At 43.3% G+C, this 21556-nt stretch carries 22 protein-coding genes; 9 read left to right on the top strand and 13 right to left on the bottom strand.

The window, feature by feature from the left end; genetic code table 11:
• A partial coding sequence (locus CDG79_RS23230; protein WP_094344247.1) for a VOC family protein occupies positions 1–331 on the bottom strand: 331 nt, incomplete at its 3' end.
• A gap of 124 nt (positions 332–455) precedes the next feature.
• On the opposite strand from CDG79_RS23230, the gene CDG79_RS23225 reads away from it, so the two are divergent.
• Both CDG79_RS23225 and CDG79_RS42635 read left to right on the top strand, forming a co-directional pair.
• Positions 456–677: a hypothetical protein gene (locus CDG79_RS23225; protein ID WP_143855560.1), complete on the top strand. Its 222-nt coding sequence runs from the start codon at positions 456–458 to the stop codon at positions 675–677.
• A gap of 171 nt (positions 678–848) precedes the next feature.
• On the top strand, positions 849–986 hold the full coding sequence (locus CDG79_RS42635; protein WP_189525095.1) for a hypothetical protein: 138 nt from the start codon (positions 849–851) through the stop codon (positions 984–986).
• Between the two features lie 82 nt (positions 987–1068).
• Here the strand turns inward: CDG79_RS42635 and CDG79_RS23220 are convergent, their stop codons facing one another.
• The 7 genes from CDG79_RS23220 to ssuD form a co-directional block, all read right to left on the bottom strand.
• The gene (locus CDG79_RS23220; RefSeq protein WP_094344245.1) at positions 1069–1281 is read right to left on the bottom strand and encodes a hypothetical protein; all 213 of its coding nucleotides are present in this window, start codon (positions 1279–1281) and stop codon (positions 1069–1071) included.
• Between the two features lie 276 nt (positions 1282–1557).
• A complete protein-coding gene (locus CDG79_RS23215; RefSeq protein ID WP_094344244.1) occupies positions 1558–2226 on the bottom strand; it encodes an HAD family hydrolase in 669 nt (222 codons plus the stop codon).
• A 55-nt stretch (positions 2227–2281) separates the two neighbouring features.
• Positions 2282–2410 carry a hypothetical protein gene (locus CDG79_RS44910; protein ID WP_262985818.1) on the bottom strand — a complete coding sequence of 43 codons (129 nt, stop codon included), beginning with the start codon at positions 2408–2410 and terminating at the stop codon, positions 2282–2284.
• 6 nt (positions 2411–2416) lie between these two features.
• The gene (locus CDG79_RS23210) at positions 2417–3772 is read right to left on the bottom strand and encodes a (Fe-S)-binding protein (RefSeq protein WP_094344243.1); all 1356 of its coding nucleotides are present in this window, start codon (positions 3770–3772) and stop codon (positions 2417–2419) included.
• A 56-nt stretch (positions 3773–3828) separates the two neighbouring features.
• Positions 3829–5187 carry an FAD-binding oxidoreductase gene (locus CDG79_RS23205; RefSeq protein WP_094344242.1) on the bottom strand — a complete coding sequence of 453 codons (1359 nt, stop codon included), beginning with the start codon at positions 5185–5187 and terminating at the stop codon, positions 3829–3831.
• 695 nt (positions 5188–5882) lie between these two features.
• On the bottom strand, positions 5883–6449 hold the full coding sequence (gene ssuE, locus CDG79_RS23200; RefSeq protein ID WP_094344241.1) for an NADPH-dependent FMN reductase: 567 nt from the start codon (positions 6447–6449) through the stop codon (positions 5883–5885).
• Between the two features lie 65 nt (positions 6450–6514).
• On the bottom strand, positions 6515–7672 hold the full coding sequence (gene ssuD / locus CDG79_RS23195; RefSeq protein ID WP_094344240.1) for an FMNH2-dependent alkanesulfonate monooxygenase: 1158 nt from the start codon (positions 7670–7672) through the stop codon (positions 6515–6517).
• Between the two features lie 253 nt (positions 7673–7925).
• Here ssuD and CDG79_RS42630 point away from each other — a divergent pair, with 253 nt between their 5' ends.
• The gene (locus tag CDG79_RS42630; protein WP_223278276.1) at positions 7926–8078 is read left to right on the top strand and encodes a hypothetical protein; all 153 of its coding nucleotides are present in this window, start codon (positions 7926–7928) and stop codon (positions 8076–8078) included.
• Between the two features lie 251 nt (positions 8079–8329).
• Complete coding sequence (gene msrB, locus CDG79_RS23190; protein ID WP_094344239.1) at positions 8330–8824, top strand: peptide-methionine (R)-S-oxide reductase MsrB; 495 nt, start codon at positions 8330–8332, stop codon at positions 8822–8824.
• A gap of 616 nt (positions 8825–9440) precedes the next feature.
• Here the strand turns inward: msrB and mreD are convergent.
• The 3 genes from mreD to CDG79_RS23175 all read right to left on the bottom strand — a co-directional run bounded on the left by mreD (position 9441) and on the right by CDG79_RS23175 (position 11997).
• Complete coding sequence (mreD, locus tag CDG79_RS23185; protein ID WP_094344238.1) at positions 9441–10055, bottom strand: rod shape-determining protein MreD; 615 nt, start codon at positions 10053–10055, stop codon at positions 9441–9443.
• 25 nt (positions 10056–10080) lie between these two features.
• The gene (gene mreC, locus CDG79_RS23180) at positions 10081–10890 is read right to left on the bottom strand and encodes a rod shape-determining protein MreC (protein ID WP_094344237.1); all 810 of its coding nucleotides are present in this window, start codon (positions 10888–10890) and stop codon (positions 10081–10083) included.
• Between the two features lie 99 nt (positions 10891–10989).
• Positions 10990–11997 (bottom strand): rod shape-determining protein, encoded by a 1008-nt coding sequence (locus CDG79_RS23175; RefSeq protein WP_094344236.1) that lies wholly within the window; start codon positions 11995–11997, stop codon positions 10990–10992.
• 363 nt (positions 11998–12360) lie between these two features.
• Here CDG79_RS23175 and CDG79_RS23170 point away from each other — a divergent pair, with 363 nt between their 5' ends.
• Positions 12361–12723, top strand: coding sequence for a single-stranded DNA-binding protein (locus tag CDG79_RS23170; RefSeq protein WP_094344235.1), 363 nt, complete (start codon positions 12361–12363; stop codon positions 12721–12723).
• Positions 12724–12848: 125 nt separating this feature from the next.
• Here CDG79_RS23170 and CDG79_RS23165 read toward each other — a convergent pair whose 3' ends face one another.
• Positions 12849–13592 carry an SIMPL domain-containing protein gene (locus CDG79_RS23165; RefSeq protein ID WP_094344234.1) on the bottom strand — a complete coding sequence of 248 codons (744 nt, stop codon included), beginning with the start codon at positions 13590–13592 and terminating at the stop codon, positions 12849–12851.
• Between the two features lie 385 nt (positions 13593–13977).
• On the opposite strand from CDG79_RS23165, the gene CDG79_RS23160 reads away from it, so the two are divergent.
• From CDG79_RS23160 to murI, 4 genes are all read left to right on the top strand, one after another.
• A complete protein-coding gene (locus CDG79_RS23160; protein WP_094344233.1) occupies positions 13978–15456 on the top strand; it encodes a cation:proton antiporter in 1479 nt (492 codons plus the stop codon).
• A 595-nt stretch (positions 15457–16051) separates the two neighbouring features.
• Positions 16052–17941 (top strand): N-acetylmuramoyl-L-alanine amidase, encoded by a 1890-nt coding sequence (locus tag CDG79_RS23150; RefSeq protein ID WP_094344231.1) that lies wholly within the window; start codon positions 16052–16054, stop codon positions 17939–17941.
• A 310-nt stretch (positions 17942–18251) separates the two neighbouring features.
• A complete protein-coding gene (locus CDG79_RS23145; RefSeq protein ID WP_094344230.1) occupies positions 18252–20144 on the top strand; it encodes an N-acetylmuramoyl-L-alanine amidase in 1893 nt (630 codons plus the stop codon).
• 127 nt (positions 20145–20271) lie between these two features.
• Positions 20272–21138 (top strand): glutamate racemase, encoded by an 867-nt coding sequence (murI, locus tag CDG79_RS23140; protein WP_094344229.1) that lies wholly within the window; start codon positions 20272–20274, stop codon positions 21136–21138.
• Between the two features lie 52 nt (positions 21139–21190).
• Here the strand turns inward: murI and CDG79_RS23135 are convergent, their stop codons facing one another.
• Positions 21191–21388 (bottom strand): hypothetical protein, encoded by a 198-nt coding sequence (locus CDG79_RS23135; protein WP_094344228.1) that lies wholly within the window; start codon positions 21386–21388, stop codon positions 21191–21193.
• Between the last annotated feature and the right edge of the window lie 168 nt (positions 21389–21556).

Raw genomic sequence — 21556 nt, 5'->3', positions numbered from 1 at the left:
CATCAGGATCTTGAGTAAAGAGAGCAGGGCGACCAGAAGCGCTGGGTTGAATGGGATAATTGTGATTGAGCAACTCTTGTTTGGCAGCGTCCAAGTTAGCGACTGAGAAAGCGACGTGGGGGTTGCGTCCCCATTTTTCGTTTGGGTTTTCGGTGGGGACAGTAGGTGCAACGATCAGGTGAATTTGATAGTTGCCGACTTGATACCATGCACCAGCGTATTTTAGGGAACGATCTATTTTAGATAATCCCAATACTTTGCCATAAAAGTGTTCTGAGCGTTCTAAGTCAGTTACGAGAATTGCTGTGTGGAGACTTTGGGTAATTTGCATTGTCGGTAAGTGCGATCGCGTTTACTTAAATTTTGACGTAGTTTGACACTTACGGGGAGTAGGGAAGATGAAGGGGATAAGGGAGATGGGGGAGAATAACTAATGACAAATGACAAACTAAAAAATGATGAATGCTCAATTAAGTCTTACAGAAATGAATGTTGCACGGGAGATTTTACAAGATTACGATCCTGCACAACACGCATTGAATCACTTGAAAAAACACAATGGCAAAGTTGAAACCGCTTTTGAGGATTTGTGGATTGAGAAAAATGGGCAACCGTTGATACAGCAAAGTAAATCACTTTGGCAAGTAAGCGCTATTGTATTGATGCGATCGCACTAAGTAGAACGACTGGACTTTAGTCCTGATTTGAGAACTAAAGTTCTCACTACAAACCTTTAATTATTTACCCTGTTCTACTTACTTGCCAATGAGTGCCGTCTTGCGGTTGAGTATTTGCATCGCTGTGTTATCTCAATGCAACCTATTGCAATTTGATTGTATGGGGTAACAATGCTATTGCATCGACTGACAATGGCATTGTATCGGGTAACAATGGCATTGTATCGACTGACAATGGGATTGTATTGGGTGACAATGGCATTGTATCGACTAACAATGCCATTGCATCGACTTGCTACGCCTGCCTAATCACTCCATCACTCTGGTAATCTCTCTAACACCTTCCGTGTCATCGCTCCCCGATCGATAGGGACGGTAGGCGATCGCCTTTTCAAGCTTTTATTCCTCCTCGTCGTCCTCCCGATCTCCGGTTTTCGCCAATAATGATAGTCACGGTGTTGTCAAGAGCCTTAAAGTCAACGATGGCTGCGCCAACGCTAGAAGCGAACGCAAATTCCACATCATCAACATCTTTGATAGTTACTACCGTCGCACCGGGATAGTGCTTTAGGTTTTCAATCAGTTCTAAGACTGTGGTTGTCATGTAGTTTTCTGAGTAAGTGTGCAGACATCAAAATATCACCACTCGGTAAACTCGTTACCGCGTTAGCGTAGCTCGCCGTAGGCATCCAGCGAACCTGAAGAACCTGAATAAAACCGTCCTGCCTACTGTGGCTAGGGCGGTTTTGTTTTGCGTAGCTTGCCGCCTTCGGCATCGCGGTGGGGTTGAGGGGGTTGGGTGCGATCGCCTGCAATAATTCTAGAAAGTGCCTAGACGCTTCCTCGGCTTGTCACCATACATCACTTACCCTTTTAGTATTTAAGCATTTGCGCCCAGAATAGAAGAGTCATAGTGCTGTAGCAAATCTTCTGGATCGTTGTAAATTGCCAGCGCTTGAGACAGTTGTTCATCGCTAAAGCCACCGCAACGCAAAGCAATCACACCCACCCCTGCTTTGCCAGCAGACTCAATATCGTAGGGAGAATCTCCTAGCATCACTACTTTTTCGGGTGTCATTTTCCCTTTTTTCAAGGCGGCTTGTACAATGTCAGGAGCAGGTTTAGATGCTTCGGCATCATCGGATGTAGTTACTTCCGATAGCAAGTCATCTACTTGGGCAATTTTGAGCATGATCTCAAGTTCTTCAGAACTCGCTGAACTAGCAACAACCAGATGCAATCCCGATTTTTGCATCTTTAATATTAATTCTCTGCTACCATTGGCAGCAGTAATCTGCGGTATCAATTTGTTAAATAATAGTTCTTTGCGTCGCTCGGCGATCGCTTTGCCAGTTCCTTCTTCACTATTTAATTCTGGCGCTACTTTGGGAATCAGTTGATCTCCACCCATGCCCATGAGTGGTCTGAGTGTTTCAAATGGCACTTCAAAGTCATAAGCTGCAAATGCCTCTACCCAGGAATTTGCATGAACATCATTACTCAATACCAGTGTGCCATCAATATCTAAAATTACTCCTTCTAATGCCATGAAAAACCTCAACTGACGTTTTGTTTCATTGCTGATAATGGCATGGCACAGTAGTTTAGTTCATCATCCCAACAGAAGAGAAAGAGGTTAGAGAAGAGATGGCGATCGCTTGAGATAATTCGAGTATAGTGCGATCGCTTTCGCTCTTTGCTTTAAAATCAATGACAAAATGTCCAAGCCACAAAAATGTCTACAATTTTAACTTCTCACCACGAATCGAATAATCTAACAACTCCATCGGATGAATAACTGAAATCTTCTTACCTTGCAACTGCAAATGTTTCGTAATTTGCAAAGTACACCCCGGATTAGCAGAAGCGATTAACTCAGCACCAGTATTCAATAAATTCTGCACTTTTTGCTGACCCAATTCTTCAGAAACTTCTGGTTGCAGCATATTATAAACCCCAGCACTGCCACAACATAAAGCTGCATCTATTGGTTCTCTCAATTTCACTCCCGGAATTTGTCGCAATACCTGACGCGGTTGCACGCTAATCTTTTGACCATGCAATAAATGACAGGCATCTTGATAAACTAAATTCAAGGGTTTATCGGTCAAAGGTGACAGTTTTGCTGTTAAGCCAACAGTTGCCAAAAACTCTTGAGCATCTTTCACTTTAGCTGCAAAATCCTTCGCCTTTTCCCGATATTCTGGGTCATCTTCTAAAATGTGACCGTATTCTTTTAAAGTATGACCGCAACCAGCAGCATTGATAATCACAAAATCTACATCAGTCTTAGCAAAACTATCAATCATTTGCCTTGCTAGAGCTTTCGCCTGTTCTGTTTGTCCTTGGTGTTCGGGAAGTGCTGCACAACAACCTTGAGATTTGGGAATCACAACTTCACAACCATTCGCCGTTAAAACCCGCACAGTTGCTTCATTCACGGGGGAGAAAAACAGCCGTTGCACGCAACCCAAAATCACCCCAACGCGATACCGCTTTTCACCTTTAGCAGGAATTACACTAGGCAAAGTATCTTGAAAAGATTTGAGAGTAATTTCTGGCAGAATTGATTCCATTGCTGCCAAACGGGGCGATATTTTATTCAGTAAACCTGTAGCGTGAAAGAATTTAGCAAACCCCAACTTTTGATAAACCAACAACGGAACTAATAAAACTCGTAAAAGATTGGGATAAGGAAACAGAGAAAATATCAGTTGACGAAAAAATTTATCTGGCAAACTGCGGGGATAATTTCGTTCAACTTGGTGACGAGTTGCAGAAATCAACTTGTCATACTGCACCCCAGAAGGACAAGTACTCACACAAGCAAGACATCCCAAACAAGAATCAAAATGTTCTACTGTAGCCGTATTTAGAGCAATCTCACCCTCGTTAATTGCATCCATTAAATAGATACGTCCTCTAGGTGAATCCATCTCCTTCCCAAGCACCCGATAACTCGGACAAGTCGAGAGACAAAATCCACAATGGACACAACTATCAATTAACTTTGGATCGGGCGGATGAATCTCGTCAAAGCCCTTCAAATTCTTTAAACTAGCCGTATTATTAACAGAATTTTCTGAAACTTGCATAATTATTCTTTCCCCTCTCTATCTCAGCGCCCTCAGCGTCTCTGCGGTTCGATTTGTTAAATCCCACCCACAAACCGACCAGGACTTAAAATATTCTTACTATCAAACTGTTCTTTAATCCGGCGCATCAACGGCAAAGCATTTCCCGTATAACCCCAAACATCTATTTGTTCTTTAACCGCCTTTGGTGCTGACAAAATTGTTAAAAAACCTCTATTCCCTTGAGTGCGTAGGCGCAGCCCGTCGTAGGCATCGCTTCCAGTAGAGCCTAGCCGGTCGCGGATTTTCAAAACCTGATTTTTACTCTCTAATTGTAACAAACCTAAACCACTACTAATATGAATCAAACCCAACTCTACTTGAGTCAAAATCTCCACAGCAGCAGTAGGTAACACTCCTATTTTGCAGGTAATTACAGATTCTGTAGCATTAGTATGTATTCGTTCTTGCAATCTCTGCCATAGACTAGCCTCATCAGCATCGGCAAAAATTGCTCCATCTAAGCCCAACTTTTGCCCCACTTCCAAAACTCGGTTTGACTGTTCTTTAACACTCTCACTAATACTTTGAAAGCGGGCAATTAATCCTAGCCCTTCACCTAAACCTAGGCTGGATACTAATTTAGTTGATAGCAAATCAGCCTGAACTGGTGTTAAAGCCGAGCCTCGAAGGATATCAGCCGCTTGGGATACAGCCTCGGCACTACCAGTTAATACTACCGTCCCCGATGCCTCTGATAGCGGATACAGACGAAAAGTTAGTTGACTAATAAAGCCTAATGTGCCATAAGACCCAGTAAGCAACTTCATTAAGTCATATCCGGCAACATTTTTAACTACTCTTCCCCCAGCTTTGGCGATTTCTCCATCAGCACGGACAAAGGTAATACCTAGTAGCTGGTCGCGCACACTACCATAACGTTGTCGCAGAGAACCTGTATCACCTGTGGCAACAATACCACCGATGGTTGCTGACTCCGGTGCTGTGGGATCAAGGGCAAGAAATTGCCGCGATTTTGCTAAAAGTGCTTGGAGATCGGAGAACTTCATCCCAGCTTCTACTGTGACAGTCAAATCGCCAACAGCGTGTTCAATCAGTTGGTTGATGCGTTCTGTACTAACTACGACATCAACGCCCTTAGCTAAACCACCCCAGCTAAGTTTACTGCCACTACCACAGGGGAGGACGCGCCAGTTGTGACTGTGAGCTTTGGTGATAACTGCGGCTAGTTGTTGTTGGGTGCGGGGATAGACGATACAACTGGGAGTTTTTCCAGAAGCTATAGCCTGTTGGATACGTTTTTGCTGGTCTATTTCGATATTTTCCCAAAGGCAAACAGCATTTTCTTCGCCGATAATAGATGCAAAATCAGTAGCGCACACGCCTTGCGGCCTGTCGTTAGACATCGCTTTCATTGAGTTTATTTTTTTACGCCCTACATCTAATTTACTGGCTAACCTGACCAAAAAAGCGTATTGCCATTAATAACGGTAGCTTTCAGATAAAGAGCGATCGCTGCTAACCTAATAAAAAAAGGGTTGTTCTTCTGGCGATCGCTACTTATTTACAATAAACTTTTTGCCGCAGTCTGTAACTTTAAGGCTTATAGACCCTGTACTAAGACCACTTGTATATTTTGGCCTAGAGCCGGAGGAATATTTTTCTCCACTATCAATTATCCTTAACTGAACCCTATTGACCTATATTCTTCGGAAACTTTCTCATGTCCTGATGGCAATTTTAAAATCTCAGGAAAAAATTAGTAGATTAGTTAATTTAACTAATCTACTACATGTAGAGTTAGGAGACAGAGGTTTATATAGGACTCCTATTTGATTTTTGAACAAAATTAGGTATGTAGGGTGTGTTAGAACGAAGTTCGTAACGCACCACTATCAAGGGTTTCGTGCCGTACTCTCCGCGATAACACCCTACGGATATTTTCAGAAATCAAACCGGATTCCTATATATAGAATATTTATTTTATTCCTAAAAATATGGAATTTTATAAAGTAATTTTATGTTAGTTTGACTAACTTTTAAAAAAAGGTAGCAGATGGGGAGAAATTACCCATCCGCTACAAGCAAACGGAGGTATAAACTTGATTATTTAATTGGCATGAATCAATTCTTGAGGCGCGGCGGCATCATAAGCTACAGCTTTAACAAATTCTTTGAGTACATCTTTGAGTCTTTGGTCAATTTCCTCATCTAAGACGACGCTATTATCAGCTTGTCGTTGAATTTGTTTGTCTACTGCATAAATAGTAGCTAGAATATGCCGCGCTCCTAATTCAGATAGTACAGGTTTTAGGGCATATTCAATTGCCAATAAATGAGCGATGGTTCCACCCAAAGCAATTGGTAATACAGGTTTACCTGTCAATGATTTTTGTGGCAGCAAATCTAGAAATGTTTTCAGCACTCCTGTGTAAGCAGCTTTGTAAATTGGGGTGGCAATAATCACACCATCTGCCTTTGCTAATAAAGCTTTTGGCTGTTCTAAAGCAGGGCTGTCGTATCGTCCAAAAACTAAATCTTCAGCAGGCAAATCCCGAACTGAAATAATGTCTACATGCAAGCCTTCTTGTTGTAAAAGGTTGGCGGTGTATTCAATAACACCATAAGTTCTAGATGGATGGGTTGGACTACCTACGATCGCTAAAATATTTGTCATTCAATTAAACTCCTAATGTATTAATGGGAATGGGGAATTGGAAATAACCAATTCCCTAAACTTTACTAGGATATGGATGTGGCTTTCTCTTTATGTTGCTTAGGGAAATCTTCATTTGCCACAATTTCGCCAAATGGACTTAAGACATGTTGCTTTTCCACTGTCGGCAGATTCTCTAAGGGCAAATGGGGAAATAGAAGTTCTGCAACTCGATAAGCTTCCTCTAAGTGGGGATAGCCAGAGAGGATAAAAGACTCAATACCCAAATCTGCATATTCCAAGATCCTGGCTGCTACGGTTTGAGGATCGCCTACTAAGGCTGTTCCCGCACCACCCCGTACCAAACCGACTCCTGCCCACAGGTTCGGGCTAATCTCTAATGCCTCACGATTACCGTGGTGTAATTGAGTCATCCGTTGTTGTCCAACTGAATCCATCCGCGCATAAGCTTTTTGAGCTTTAGCGATCGCTTCGTCATCTACATATTTAATCAAATCATTGGCTGCATCCCAAGCTGCACTCTCGGTTTCGCGCACAATCACATGTAAACGAATCCCAAACTGCAAAGTTCGGCCTTGTGATAAAGCAAGTCTGCGAACTGATGCAATCTTCTCAGCTACTTGCGCTGGTGGTTCCCCCCAAGTCAGATAGACATCTATGTGCTTGGCAGCAATGTTTTGAGCAACTGGAGAGGAACCGCCAAACCACAAGGGCGGATATGGCTTTTGAACAGGTGGAAACAGCAGTTTACCATCTTGAATATTAAAATAATCGCCCTGAAGATTGGCTTGTTGTCCACTAGCGATCGCTCGCCATACTGTCAAAAATTCATCTGTTAATTCATAGCGCCGATCGTGATCCAAATGCAAGCCATCTCCCGCTAACTCTACGGGATCGCCTCCTGTCACAACATTAATCAGCAAGCGTCCTCCAGAGAGGCGATCGAAAGTTGCCGCCATCCGCGCTGCAACTCCAGGTGATACCAAGCCGGGACGAATCGCTACCAAAAAACGCATCTGTCGTGTCAGTGATACTAGCGTTGATGCTACAATCCAAGCATCTTCGCAAGAACGTCCTGTGGGCAGTAATGCCCCTGTATAACCAAGGTCATCCACCGCTTGGGCAATCTGCCGCAGATAAGGAAAGCTTACTGCCCGCCCGCCTGTAGCAGTTGCAAGGTAGCGTCCGTCGCCGTGGGTTGGGATGAACCATAGTAGCTGCATGAATCTTGTCCTTTTAAACTACGGTAAGACGATAGAACTACCGTGCTTTCTTTATAGATGTAGAGTATCACATATTCTACAAAAGCCCGCAAGAAGTTTTTCAAAAAACTCCGGCATTCCTATCAGACCAATGTATATTAAGCGGTGTTCAATAAGTTGGCGATCGGAGAAATTGGTGGGATTGGGGATTTGGGGCATGGTTATTCTCCTGTCCCGTTGTTCCTTTCCTTATCTCTCCAGGAAGAATACAACAATGGCAGATTTATGTATATTGGTTCCTAGAAAGTCTGCGACAGCAAAAGTAAAAGTATTAACTACATCTGCCTGTGTATGGACTGTGGCTGGCTTTGAGAAAGCTATTGGTTGTATTTCGTGGGAAATGGAACGATTGGATCGGACTACTTAGGATCTCACAACCACCTCTGATGGAGATAATAATTGAACTAGAGGGAAGGGAGCAGAGAGAAGGGGGAGAAGGTCAAATGGAGCGGATTAGCGCCTAGTATATTGTTTAAAAATAATTTGTCGTTTCTTAGCTAATTTTAATCAGTCTATCAGGGCTAATTCAGAGCGATCGCTGATTATAGTGATTAATGTAGGGAATTCCGTACTGGAGTTGATTGTCCAGTTAACCGGAAAATAGAAAATAATAGATATATGGACAAACGGTATTTTTTACAGGCTAGTGCAGTAATAGTCGGCACAGCATTGTTATCAAGGTATATCAACTGGGGGTCAAAAGAGATGACAACTTCTAATAGTGGATTTGAAATTACCAAACCAGAACAAGAGTGGCGCACGATTTTAACGCCAGAACAGTTTAATGTCTTGCGTAAACACGGGACTGAACGCCCTAACACCAGCCCATTGGATAAGGAATACGACAATGGTACTTACTATTGTGCTGCGTGCGAACAGCCACTATTTACCTCTGATACCAAATTTAATAGTGGTACTGGCTGGCCCAGCTTTTTTAACCCGATTGAAGGTGCGATCGCTACTACTGTAGATAAGTCGTTGTTTATGAGCAGAACTGAAGTGCATTGTAGTCGCTGTGGTGGTCATCTGGGTCATGTTTTTGATGACGGCCCTGCACCCACTGGCAAACGCTACTGTATGAACGGGGTTTCGCTGAAATTTACTCCTGCCTAACTTAGTAACATAGGCGTAGTCCGTCGTAGATATAGCACGTGCTAACTTAAACTATCAGATTTTGAGGCTTGACCAAGGGTGAATAAATTGTTGACAATAACTTCTCCTCCTCAATGCTACTGGATGAAGTATTGTCAATTTAAATAAATACAACTCTTGGTCTTCGCTAAAGCTATTTACCTAAATCCTTCTACTTGTTTGGATCGTTTTTATCCTTTTTGTCTTTAGGATCTTTTTTAGGTTTTTTAACTTCTTTATTACTTTTTCTTTCTTTAGACATTAGCGTTCTCCAACTAGGTTATTTAGTGAAAGCTTCCACATTCTGCCATCAATAAATCAGGAAATGACTTACCTAATATTCTTTTCAGGCAAAAAAGAAACTATAAGACATAAATGCTACTAACTACTATGATACGGTGTTGTTTGATTTAATGTAGCTTGAATCCATATTGCCAGAGGTTGCCCAAATTATACAAAGATTTAGGTTATACGATGTCCGATTAATTAGTCAGGACTTACGCAAATATAATAGCCAAAACTACATGCGGTAGGGGTAATTTATGAATTGCTCCTACCGCTTGTGGTTTTGCGTAAATCCTATCCTAGCTCCCTTTGACTATTGCTCCAACAATTTTATCCGTTGCCACCAACGATTCAGGGGATAATAGACCACAGGTGCCCACAGACTACTAAGAATGGCAGAGGCTAGGGCGACACGCTGGTAATATGTCCAAATATCTGTTACTTTGCGATCGCCTGTCAAAGTTAATTGCAATCCAAAGATAGTTTCTGCCAAAACTGCCATCACAAAGACAATTACAGCAATCGAAATAAAATCTTCTTCAATAAAACGCTGTTTCTGGAGCAGACCAGTTAAAACTCCCACTATCCCTAAACTGATGGCATGAGTAGGGTTAGGTGCTGTCATAGAATCTTGAAGTAACCCCAGAACTATACCTGCTAAGGCTCCGGCAAACACTGTGCGCTTCACACTCCAAGCTACCACCCAAATTAACAACCAGTTAGGGCCAATTCCCAATAATTCCATACCTGGCAGGCGAGTTGGCAATAATAGTAAACATAACAGTACAGAACTAGCCGTGACTATGTAACCCAACAACTTACGAGCACCAGGATGCCAACGAGAAAGCGGCTGGATTCGGAATTTCGATTTTCGCTCTGACGATTTTGGCTTTTTCTGCCTGCTAATACCAAATGCAGGAATCTTCATTTTTCTATGGATTTTCTTGAATAATTTACTTAGACTTTTGCGGCACTTGATTGACTGACTTTTGGTTTTCCAACTCTTGGTTTTCTGGCTTTGGATAAACTGCTACCCAATCAAGAGAGCGGATTGGCGGAAAAAGCTCAATTTTTGCTACTGATGCCGGAAGTTTCTTTAAATCCAGTGACTTAATTCGTCCTACTGCCAAGCCAGAGGGAAATTTCTGACTATAAGTAGATGTGGAAACTAAATCTCCTATCTTGACATTTGGAACTTTTTCATAAAACTCCAGCACAGCTTCTGCAGAAGAATCTCCTCGTAAAACGCCTTTAGCTGCCGTGCGGCTAACTGATACACCCACTTGACTCTTAAGGTCACTGATTAACAACACGCGGCTAGTATTAGGAGTTACACTCTCCACCAAACCTACTAATCCACCATCAGCCTTGACTACAAAGCCTTCCTGAATCCCTGAATTCGTACCGCGATTTAGAGTAACTTGTTGCCACCACTGGTCAGCACTACGTCCTACCACCCTGGCTGGAATTGGCCGTGATGCTAGTGGCTCTTTTTCCACATAGCCTAATAAATCTTGTAGCTTTGTCTTTTGACTTTCCAAATCTACTATACGGGTTTGCAATTCCAATATCCGGGCATCTCTAATCCGTTCTTCTGGAGTTGGCCCTGACTGCAACATCTCTAATGGACGGGTAATTGCCTGGTATGTCTCAAGCACCAATTCACCTTGAGTCTGTCGCAATACGAAAGCACTACCAACAACTAGAGTTAACAACCCGATTTGTAAGCCTTTACGATCCCACCAACGCCGTATTGTAACCATATATACCTTTATCTACTTATACAATTAAGTTCTATTTGGATTCTATTTATATAGAACCCAAATAGAACTCAAATAGAACTCAAGTATGATATTTTTTTGCTACATATTGCGAGAGCTTTCGGTAACAACCCGTTCTAGCTGTTTGAAGTTTTCTAACACCCGACCTGTTCCCAGCACAACACAACAGAGAGGGTCGGCAGCAATATGGGTTACTATTCCGGTTTCATGACTAATTAAGGTGTCTATGCCTTTGAGCAAAGCACCACCACCAGCTAACATGATACCTCTGTCAATAATGTCTGCTGCTAATTCTGGAGGTGTACGTTCCAGTGTCCGCTTCACAGCTTCTATAATTACTGATAGCGGTTCCAACATGCTTTCACGAATTTCTGGGCCTTTGATGGTTACAGTTCGCGGTAGACCAGAAAGCAGGTGTAAGCCTCGGATTTCCATCATGGCATCATTATCATCATGAGTAGGATAGGCAGAACCAAGCCGAATCTTGATTTCCTCGGCAGTCCGTTCGCCAATGACTAAGTTATGAACTTTCTTAATATACTGAATGATCGAATCAGTCAGTTCATCCCCAGCAATGCGTACTGATTCGCTAATTACCGTACCCTGAAGACTTAGCACGGCGACTTCTGTTGTACCACCACCAATATCGATGATCATGTTGCCAGTGGGTTCAGCAACAGGTAGTCCTGCACCAATAGCCGCGGCTACAGGTTCATCGATTAAATAAACTTTTCTTGCTCCTGCTTGGTGGGCTGCATCCATCACTGCTCGCCTTTCTACACCTGTGACACCACTGGGAATGCCAATGACAATTCGGGGTAGAATCAGAGATTTACCTTCATTTACACGCTGAATAAAGCTTTTCAGCATCAACTCGGCTATATCGAAATCAGCGATTACACCATCACGCAAGGGGCGGAGGGCAATCACATTTCCGGGTGTGCGGCCGAGCATTTTTTTAGCTTCTTCTCCTACTGCTAGTGCTACCTTTTCATTGACATCGATAGCAACGACAGAAGGCTCTTGCAGTACAATACCTTTCCCAGATACATAAACCAGGGTGTTAGCAGTACCGAGGTCGATACCCATATCCCATGATGTGCGAAAGTTCCTAAAAATACCCACGCTTCTCTAAGCCCCCTATGTGCGATACTTCTTGACTACAACGGTAAGAGTGGATTCGATTATCTTTGTATCCTGAGTTCAGCAAACTAAACTATATTTTTATATGATTCCCAGGAATATTTACTATGTCTCAGTCCCTTGTTTTTTGATATTCTCTGGTTTGCTTAGTATATCCGTATACTTTTATGTGTTTCTCCAAGTAGTTATGTATAATTTTTCAATTCCACTATATTGTTAACTGTTTAACACATTATTTTCAAGTGTTTCATAATTCGCTATGATAAAAGTCAGAATTAATGAGTACACCTGTACTGAAAGGTAAAACCTATGAGTATCAATATTGTCACCCTTGTTGGCCGTGTAGGCGGCGACCCAGATATAAAATATTTTGAGTCTGGTAGTGTTAAGTGTAGATTGACACTAGCTGTAAAAAGGCGATCGCGCAACAGCGACGAACCTGACTGGTTCACCCTGGAATTATGGGATAAAACCGCCGAAGTAGCAGGTAATTATGTGCGTAAGGGCAGCTTAATTGGCATCAAAGGTTCCTTAAAGTTTGACACATGGAGCGATCGCCAAACAGGAGCAAACCGCTCCTCACCAGTTATTAGAGTAGACCAACTAGAATTATTAGGCTCTAAGCGAGATGGAGAGGCCGGTACAGGAGATATGTCTTCAGAACATTTTTAATTAATTGGGGATTGGGAATTGATAATTGATTATTAGCCCTTTGCCTTCACAAATGACAAAATGCAAAGTCTGAGCGCCGGCTTCCGGCGATCAGAACTTTGTAAGAGAGGACTAATGACAAATGACTAATAACTAATTTGCAACGTCACCGATGCTTCTACTTCCTGTTCACCACCAACGACAGGGGTTGAAGCATCAACTACCTTAGCAGCTTCAGCCCGTAAAAACATTGGTGGTGGCGGAGGCGCAGTGGCATTATTAACTTGAATGCTGACTATCTCTTTGGATTTGAAACCCAAGGCACTGAAAACAGCATCAGCTTGCTGCTGGGCATCTTGGGTGGCTTCCTTTAATGCTTGCTTTTGAGCAGCTGCGATCGCTTCGTCATTGGCAACAAAACTAATACCATTAATTTGTGTTGCACCTGCTTTCACTGCATCATCCAATAATGTCCCAGCTTTCTCGGTGGGAATGCGAAAACTTACGGTGTTATTGGCAGCATAGCCTGTAATTCTCTGCACATTATCAGTGTAGCTGTAAACTGGATTCAGTCGGATACCAGTAGTTTGTAATTTTTCGACATTTTGGCTCTTGAGGAACGCAACCACAGCTGATGACCTCCGGGCGGCTTCTTGCTGTACCTCCTGTGCTGTTTTCCCCTGAATTTCTACTCCTAAACTGACTTGTGCCAAGGTTGTAGGAATTGTTTCCACTCCGCGACCACTGACACTAAGGGTTCGCCACAATTTCTCCTTTTCTTGCGCCAATGCAGGTAGTACAAAAGTTGCACATAAAAGCATTGCTAAAGGCAGTATTTTCCACAAGTTTCCAGACGGAAACTGAGAACCAGGTAAAGCGGCTCTAGTCATAAGATTTGCACTCCTCAAAGTATCCACAGATGTTTTTAATAAGCGTATTTAGCAATCTTTGTGATGACTGTTGATTTTTAACAGTCACCACAAGTTTTTCACAACTTAAGTGCGATCGCTAGATACGATTTCTATGTTCTTACTTTGACACTGCGATCGTCAAAAACTGAAATGGTTACATTTTTTGAAACTAAAAAAATTACACTTATAGTCCATCAAGCTAGTTTTGACGGTTTATAGTAAGCACTAAAGTGCTTAAAAAATAAGGATTTTAGGGCTGACTACGAACTTTGCAAAAATTAAGATTTAAAAGCTTCCAAGTGCATCTTGATAGATGTTTTTCAGAAACGCGTCAGAATCAAAGAGAAGGATTTTCACAGAACCCATGCATTTGTTAGATCCAATCAACTTCTCTTTTCCTCTGCTGGCTACCGCAACAGAAGCCGCAGACAGTTCAATGGTAGTAGCCGCAGTGCTACTAAGCTTAGTAGTCGTTTACCTCGCCAGCAAAGTTGGTGGAGAGTTATCAAACAAAGTGGGTTTACCGCCCGTCTTAGGCGAACTAGTAGGTGGTGTAGTCGTAGGAATCTCTGTTTTCCACCTCTTAGTGTTTCCAGAAGGCAGCACAGATAGTTCTAACTCTTTGATCGTGTCCTTCCTGCAAATTACTGCTGGTTTAACTCCTGAAGCCACTCCAGCCGTGTTTGCAGCGCAGTCTGAGGTCATTTCCGTTTTGGCAGAATTGGGTGTGATTATTCTGCTGTTTGAAATCGGCTTGGAGTCGAACTTAAAAGACTTAATGGCAGTTGGTATCCAAGCCACCGTCGTAGCGGTAGTGGGGGTAGTAGTACCCTTTACTGCTGGGACTGTGGGACTGATGACTTTGTTTGGTATTAGTGCTGTACCCGCAATTTTTGCCGGGGCGGCTTTGACAGCTACTAGTATTGGGATTACTTCCAAGGTGCTGTCAGAGTTGGGGCGACTCAATTCTAAAGAAGGGCAGATTATTTTGGGTGCTGCCGTAATTGACGATGTTCTAGGAATCATCGTTTTGGCGGTAGTTGCCAGTTTAGCTAAAGATGGCGTGGTGGATGTCAGCAAAGTTATTTACTTGATTATCAGCGCCACTGGTTTTATTTTGGGAGCAATTCTACTAGGGAATGTTTTCAATAAGTCCTTTGTAGCGATCGCCGATCAACTCAAAACACGTGGTGGATTGGTAATACCAGCATTCATCTTCGCCTTTGCTATGGCATACCTTGCCGCCGTCATCCACTTAGAAGCAATTTTGGGAGCTTTTGCGGCGGGTTTAGTTCTAGAAGAGACAGATAAGCGTAAAGAACTGCAAACGCAAGTCTGCCCCATTGCCGATATGTTAGTGCCAATTTTCTTTGTAACTGTTGGGGCAAAAACTGATTTGGGAGTCTTAAACCCAGCAATTCCCGACAATCGAGAAGGTTTAATTATGGCAACTTTCCTGATTACAGTAGCCATTCTCGGTAAAGTAATCACAGGCTTAAGCGTGTTTGGTCAACCGGAAATCAACCGTTTAGCGATCGGTGTGGGGATGATTCCTAGAGGGGAAGTTGGCTTAGTGTTTGCTAGTGTCGGCGCAGCCAGTGGCGCTCTCTCGAAACCATTAGGGGCAGCAATCATCATGATGGTTATCTTGACAACCTTTTTAGCTCCTCCTTTGTTACGATTTGTGTTTCCAGACCCAAAAACTGCGGATGCAGGCTTAGACCAACTGGTTTTAGACGGTTCCTCTGGAAACTCGTTGGTAATTGAACCACCTCAGTCAAGGGTGTCAGCATCAAATGATAGTGACAATTTGGAAGTAACTCCAGAATCTGGCGATCGCTAATCAAAGTCTTGGGTAAATTCTTACTGAGTTCTGAGTAATTTTCCCTCAGAACTCAAGACTCTAACATCAGTACTATCACCGTGCTTGGAAGATTTTGCGATTGTGCAGTGGAAACTTCTCTCCTCAAATTTCCGTCCCATCTGATTGTAAAATAATCGTTTGTTTATAATTTCTACCAGCATTCAGAATGTTATTTATTTCCAGTCTCTCTTGGCTTGTGAGCCTTTATCTGAATATTTTTCAGCTAATTGGGGAGTAACACCCATAAATCTTGCTAAATCATCTGACAGTAATGGGAATTATTTACTTAGTGCATTGATGGCAAAAAATAAAAAACAGTTATCAGTGAACGGTTATCAGTTATCAGTTTTTTAGCTTCCTTGGAAGTCATAATTCCTACCTCTAAAGGTGGAAAATTTCACATGGGGATTTAGACCCAATATGATGCCCGATCGCTGATTTAAGCGTGTTTTTATACCAGCTTAAAAAATCAAAAAAGGAATCAAAAATCAAGTTTAGGTGGTGACGGTGTGATGATTTACCAATGAGTTGAGATATTAACGGCTCCCATGAACGTGAATTAGGAGAAAGGACTGTGAAATTACACTGGTTACTACCCAGCACTATTGGAACTATCTTCATGCTATCGTCGCCTGCAATGGCTGCGAAACTTGAATCTTGGCGCTTTGATGCCAATCAAAACAGGCTGGAAATTAATACTGTAGGAGCAGTTCAACCCCAAGCACAACTAATTTTCAATCCGACTCGGCTGGTAATTGATTTGCCAGGAACCACATTTGGCCGTCCGCAATTAACCCAACAGGTGGGCGGTGGAATTCGCTCGATCCGAGTTGGGCAGTTTGATACAGAAACAACCCGGATAGTTGTCGAACTGACACCTGGTTATACTTTAGACCCCAAACGAGTCCAATTTGTTGGGACAACTGGCGATCGCTGGACGGTGCAATTACCTAGACCAGAAGTCGATAGAGTAGCCTCATCACCCACCTTATCTCCCAGAAGTGCTTACACTGTTGTTACCCCAGACTCTGAGCCTCAACCTAGTATTTCAAGGGTTGCCACTACTACACGAGGGGCGACTCAAATTGAGAGCTTGACAGTAACAGGCGATGGGTTGTTTATCCGTACCAGTGGTGGCAATCCTCCGATTCAGGTAATTCGCAGCCGCGATCGCGCTACCATTTTCATTGATATCTCTGGCGCATCTTTATCACCACGTTTGGCGCAACAGAATAATATACCCGTCAACAAACATGGTATTAGCCGTGTTGAGTTCACCCGACTACAAAGCCAACCTCCTGGTGTTCGCCTGACTTTGCGGGTAGATAAAAATAGCCCAGACTGGGGAGCAACTAATAGTAACAGTGGTGGTTTAGTGGTTCTGCCTGGTCGCGTTGTCAGATTGCCTGGAAGTAATAATTCAGACAATCAGTCAGACGCAATTTCCTTTCCCAGCAGAACGCCTGCCAACAACTCGCCAGCTACAATTGAGTCTGTACAACTGGCTGATAATGGCAGACAACTACTCATTAGAGCCGACCAAACTTTATCTGCTACAGGAAGTTGGGATAGAGCCTCCGGTGTATTCCGTGTCACAATTCCCAATGCCAAGTTAGCTCCCAAAGTTACAGGCCCTACTTTTGCTGCCAATAGCCCCATTCTGCGGGTACGGCTGCAACCGCAAGCGCCCAACACAGTTGTTGTTTTAGTTCAACCAGCAGGCGGGGTGCAACTTGGGCAACCCCAGCAAATCGGTGGCCAGCTTTTAGTACCAATCCAAGGTTCCCGTCGAGTCGTCGCCCTCCCCGGAAGACCCCCCTTTGCTTTACCTGGGCTACCACCCCCAACTCGTGGGCCATTCCCAGATCCAAATAATCCCAATCCGCAGCCCCTAACACAACCACAGCGCCGAGTTACCAATGGGCGCGTGGTAGTGATTATTGACCCCGGACATGGTGGCAAAGATTCAGGAGCGCTTGGCATTGGAGGAGCACGCGAAAAAGATGTGATCTTGCCGATTGGTAAAAGGCTGGGTGAGATTTTGCAGCAACATGGTGTCCAAGTGATTCTCACCAGGGATTCTGACTATTTTGTTACCCTTCCGGGACGGGTGCAATTAGCAGAGCGAGCTAATGCTGATGTGTTTGTTAGCATCCACGCTAATTCCGCAGGTGCGAGTCGTCCTGATGTGAATGGTTTGGAAGTCTATTATTACGACAGTGGTCTGGATTTAGCTCGCGTTGTCCGTAGTAGTATTCTTCAAAGTATTGGTACTCTCAAAGACAGAGGAGTACGACGAGCCAGATTTTATGTCCTCAGAAAAAGTTCTATGCCCTCCATTCTCGTGGAAACGGGTTATATGACTGGTCGAGAGGATATGGCTAGGCTTAGAACCTCAGCTTACCAAAATCAAATGGCAGAAGCGATCGCTCGTGGCGTTCTTCAGTATCTAAAGAGAAGATAAGTAGTTTAGTCGAAATTGTTGAGTAAATACATCTAATCTTTACCATTTTTATCCAATTTAGTAGTAAAACAATTTAAGTATTCTTGCGGCGGGACAAGAGTAGCTTCTTTGTTATTGTCATCTGATGCTTTACCAGTCAAATTTATCTGAGCTAATGGCATGGCAAAATCATCAGAGCGTGCTATATTTTACGCCATTAGCTGTGTCTTAATAACAGCGCAAAACTCAAGGTAAGCGGTGATGGTGTGAGGATTTGCCAATATGTTGAGATGTTAACGGCTCCCATGAATGTGAATCAGGAGAAAGGACTGTGAAATTACACTGGTTACTATCCAGTACTATTGGAACTATCTTCATGCTATCGTCGCCAGCCATGGCCGCGAAACTTGAATCTTGGCGTTTTGATGCCAATCAAAACAGGCTGGAAATTAATACATTAGGGAATGTTCAACCCCAAGCACAATTAATTTTTAATCCCACTCGTTTAGTAATTGATTTACCAGGAACCACATTTGGCCGTCCGCAATTAACCCAACAGGTGGGCGGTGCAATTCGCGCTATCCGGGTTGGGCAATTTGACGAACAAACAACACGAATAGTCGTTGAATTGACTCCTGGGTATACTTTAGACCCCAAGGGAGTACAATTTGTTGGTAGAACTGGCGATCGCTGGATGGTGCAATTACCTACACCAGTAGCCGATAATAATGTCCCCTCAACAAATACTGCGGGACAACAAGAACAAGCCATAGCCACAGAAACTTCGCCGAGAACATCTCCATCAGTGTTCTCCGAAAGGGATATTTACAATGTAGTGACAACAAGCCCTGTCAATCCACCTAGAAATGGAATGCTTGTCGCCAGAGTTACTCAAATTGAGAACTTACAAGTCACAGGCGATGGGTTTTTCGTCCGTACCAATGGTGGTAATCCTCAGATTAAGGTAAATCGTAGCAACGATCAAAGAGCAATTAACTTCGACATTGCCGGCGCTACTTTATCACCAAGTCTAAAGCAGCGCGATTTGTCAATTAATCGCTATGGTGTCAGCAGCATTCAGTTCAGTCAATTACAAACAAGCCCATCTGTTGTTCGCATGACTTTACAGGTGGACGAAAATAGTCAAAATTGGCGGGCAACTACTAGCAGTGTTGGTGGTTTTGTGCTTCTGCCTAGTCGTGGCATTGCCCAGTTACCTGGAGGTAATAGTCCACGCCCCATACCATCTAGTACAGCTACAATTGAGTCTGTACAATTGGCTAATAATGGCACACAACTGCTGATTAGAGCAGACCAAGCTGTATCTGCGACAGGAGGTTGGGATAGAACCTCTGGTCTATTCCGTATTACCATCAACAATGCTCGGTTAGCTCCCAAAGTCACAGGCCCGACTTTTAATCCTAATAGCCCTATCCTGCGAGTCCGCCTGCAACCACAAGAATCCAATACTGTGGTCGTCTTAGTGCAACCAGCAGCTGGAGTGCAAATTGGGGAACTCAATCAAGTTGGCGACGAGCTTTTGGCTTTAGAATTACAACCCTCTCGTAGTGTCACGCCACCCCTTGTTTTACCTCCTCTATCATCGTCAAACCAAGGGCAATTCCCAAACCCCATAGATAATCCCCGTCCTATATCCCGGCCACAGCCTCGCCCCTCAGTTCCTAGAGGAAAATTACTAGTTGTGATTGACCCAGGACATGGTGGAAAGGACTCAGGCGCACCTGGCATAGGTGGACTTTTAGAAAAGGATGTAATTCTGCCTATTGGGAAAAGGGTAGCAGCAATTTTAGAGCAACATGGCGTACAAGCAGTACTAACGCGGGATGCTGACTTTTTCGTAGAACTTCAAGGACGGGTAGAAATTGCCGAGCGAGTTAATGCGACTGCATTTGTCAGCATTCACGCTAATTCCGTTGATAATCGGCCTGATGTCAATGGGTTAGAGGTATATTATTACGATAGCGGTTATGCTCTGGCTGAAGTTGTTCGCAATACCATCCTCCAGAACATTGATACAATCAATAACCGGGGAACCCGTAAAGCCAGATTCTACGTTCTCAGAAAAAGCTCTATGCCGTCGATTTTAGTAGAAACGGGTTATATGACTGGTCGAGAAGATAATCCCAGGTTGGCATCACCAGAGTATCAAAATCGCATGGCAGAAGCGATCGCTCGTGGCATCCTAAAATACTTACAGCGTTAATATAGTAAAAATTACTATTAAAAGGTGGTATTTAGACTCCTTTGGCGTGCAGAATTTAGTGGTCAATTAGCCGATTGTCTGCTAAATTCTGTATTTTAAATCCCAAAACCTAAATTAATATCTGCCTGTGTATTCATCTTCGATCTTTGATGCGAATCTTGACGATTTTTCGGCTCAAGAACCCCAACGTGCCCCAATTGGCATCTTTGACAGTGGTGTAGGTGGACTGACGGTACTGCGCCAACTATATCGGCAACTCCCCAATGAATCAATTGTTTACTTTGGGGATACAGCCCGACTTCCTTACGGAATTCGCTCACAAGCAGAAATTTTACAATTTACGCGCGAAATTCTTACCTGGTTACAACAGCAGCAGGTAAAAATGGTAATTATGGCTTGCAACACCAGTTCTGCCCTTGCCCTAGAAACCGTGCGTCAAGAATTCAACATCCCCATTTTGGGAGTAATTCTACCGGGTGCCAAAGCTGCGGTGCAGCAAGGAAAGCGGATTGGTGTAATTGCTACTCCAGCTACGGCGAAAAGTAATGCTTATAAGCACGCCATCCTCGAAATTGCCCCTGATGTCCAAGTCTGGCAAGTTGGCTGTCCTGAGTTTGTGCCACTCATTGAGCAAAACCGGATTCATGACCCTTACACTGCTGAAGTGGCACGAGCCTATCTAGAACCTTTAATAGAGCAGGAAATCGACACCTTAGTTCACGGCTGTACCCATTATCCCCACCTTACACCAGTATTGCGATCGCTCCTCCCCTCTCAAGTCAAGCTAGTTGACCCAGCCGTTCATGTCGTGGCAGCTTGTGCCCAAGAGTTAGATTTGCTAGGCTTAAAAAATACCCACCTCCCACTGCCAACTCGCTTCGCAGTTAGTGGTTGTCCCCAACAGTTTTCCCAGTCAGGAGTGCAGTGGCTGGGCTATACCCCAATGGTTGAAGAAGTTTGCTTTACTGATACTGCGATTTCCCAAGTCCAATAAAACTAATTTGTCCTTTGTTTTGATTTAAAGACAAAGGACAAATTACAAATGACTACTGACTATTAACTGCTTCAGTCACCTTTGCCCTTACAGATATCTCCTGCTTGTGTTTTCCTTCGGCAGATGAAGGAAAACTTCTAGAAACAGTCTTTGTACCCGTTCGCTTTGCCAGTGCTAATAACAGGTAGACTGTGAACAAATATCCAGACGCTAAAATAAAAATCATCATAGGTATACTTCCGTAAATCATTGTTCTACTAGCACCTTTTCAAACGAATATAAAATTCCATAAAATTAGTAGAACCTCAGCCAACCAAGTACATTCTTGATTGCTGTAGTTTCCTATGGTAAAATTACCTATAGAGACCCAATTCTCTACGGACAAAGAATTTATTGTCTAATGAGACTGATTGCAGAC

It is taken from the genome of Nostoc sp. 'Peltigera membranacea cyanobiont' 232 (assembly GCF_002245985.1).
GTDB lineage: Bacteria > Cyanobacteriota > Cyanobacteriia > Cyanobacteriales > Nostocaceae > Nostoc.
This window is presented reverse-complemented; position numbering and strand designations above follow the sequence as displayed.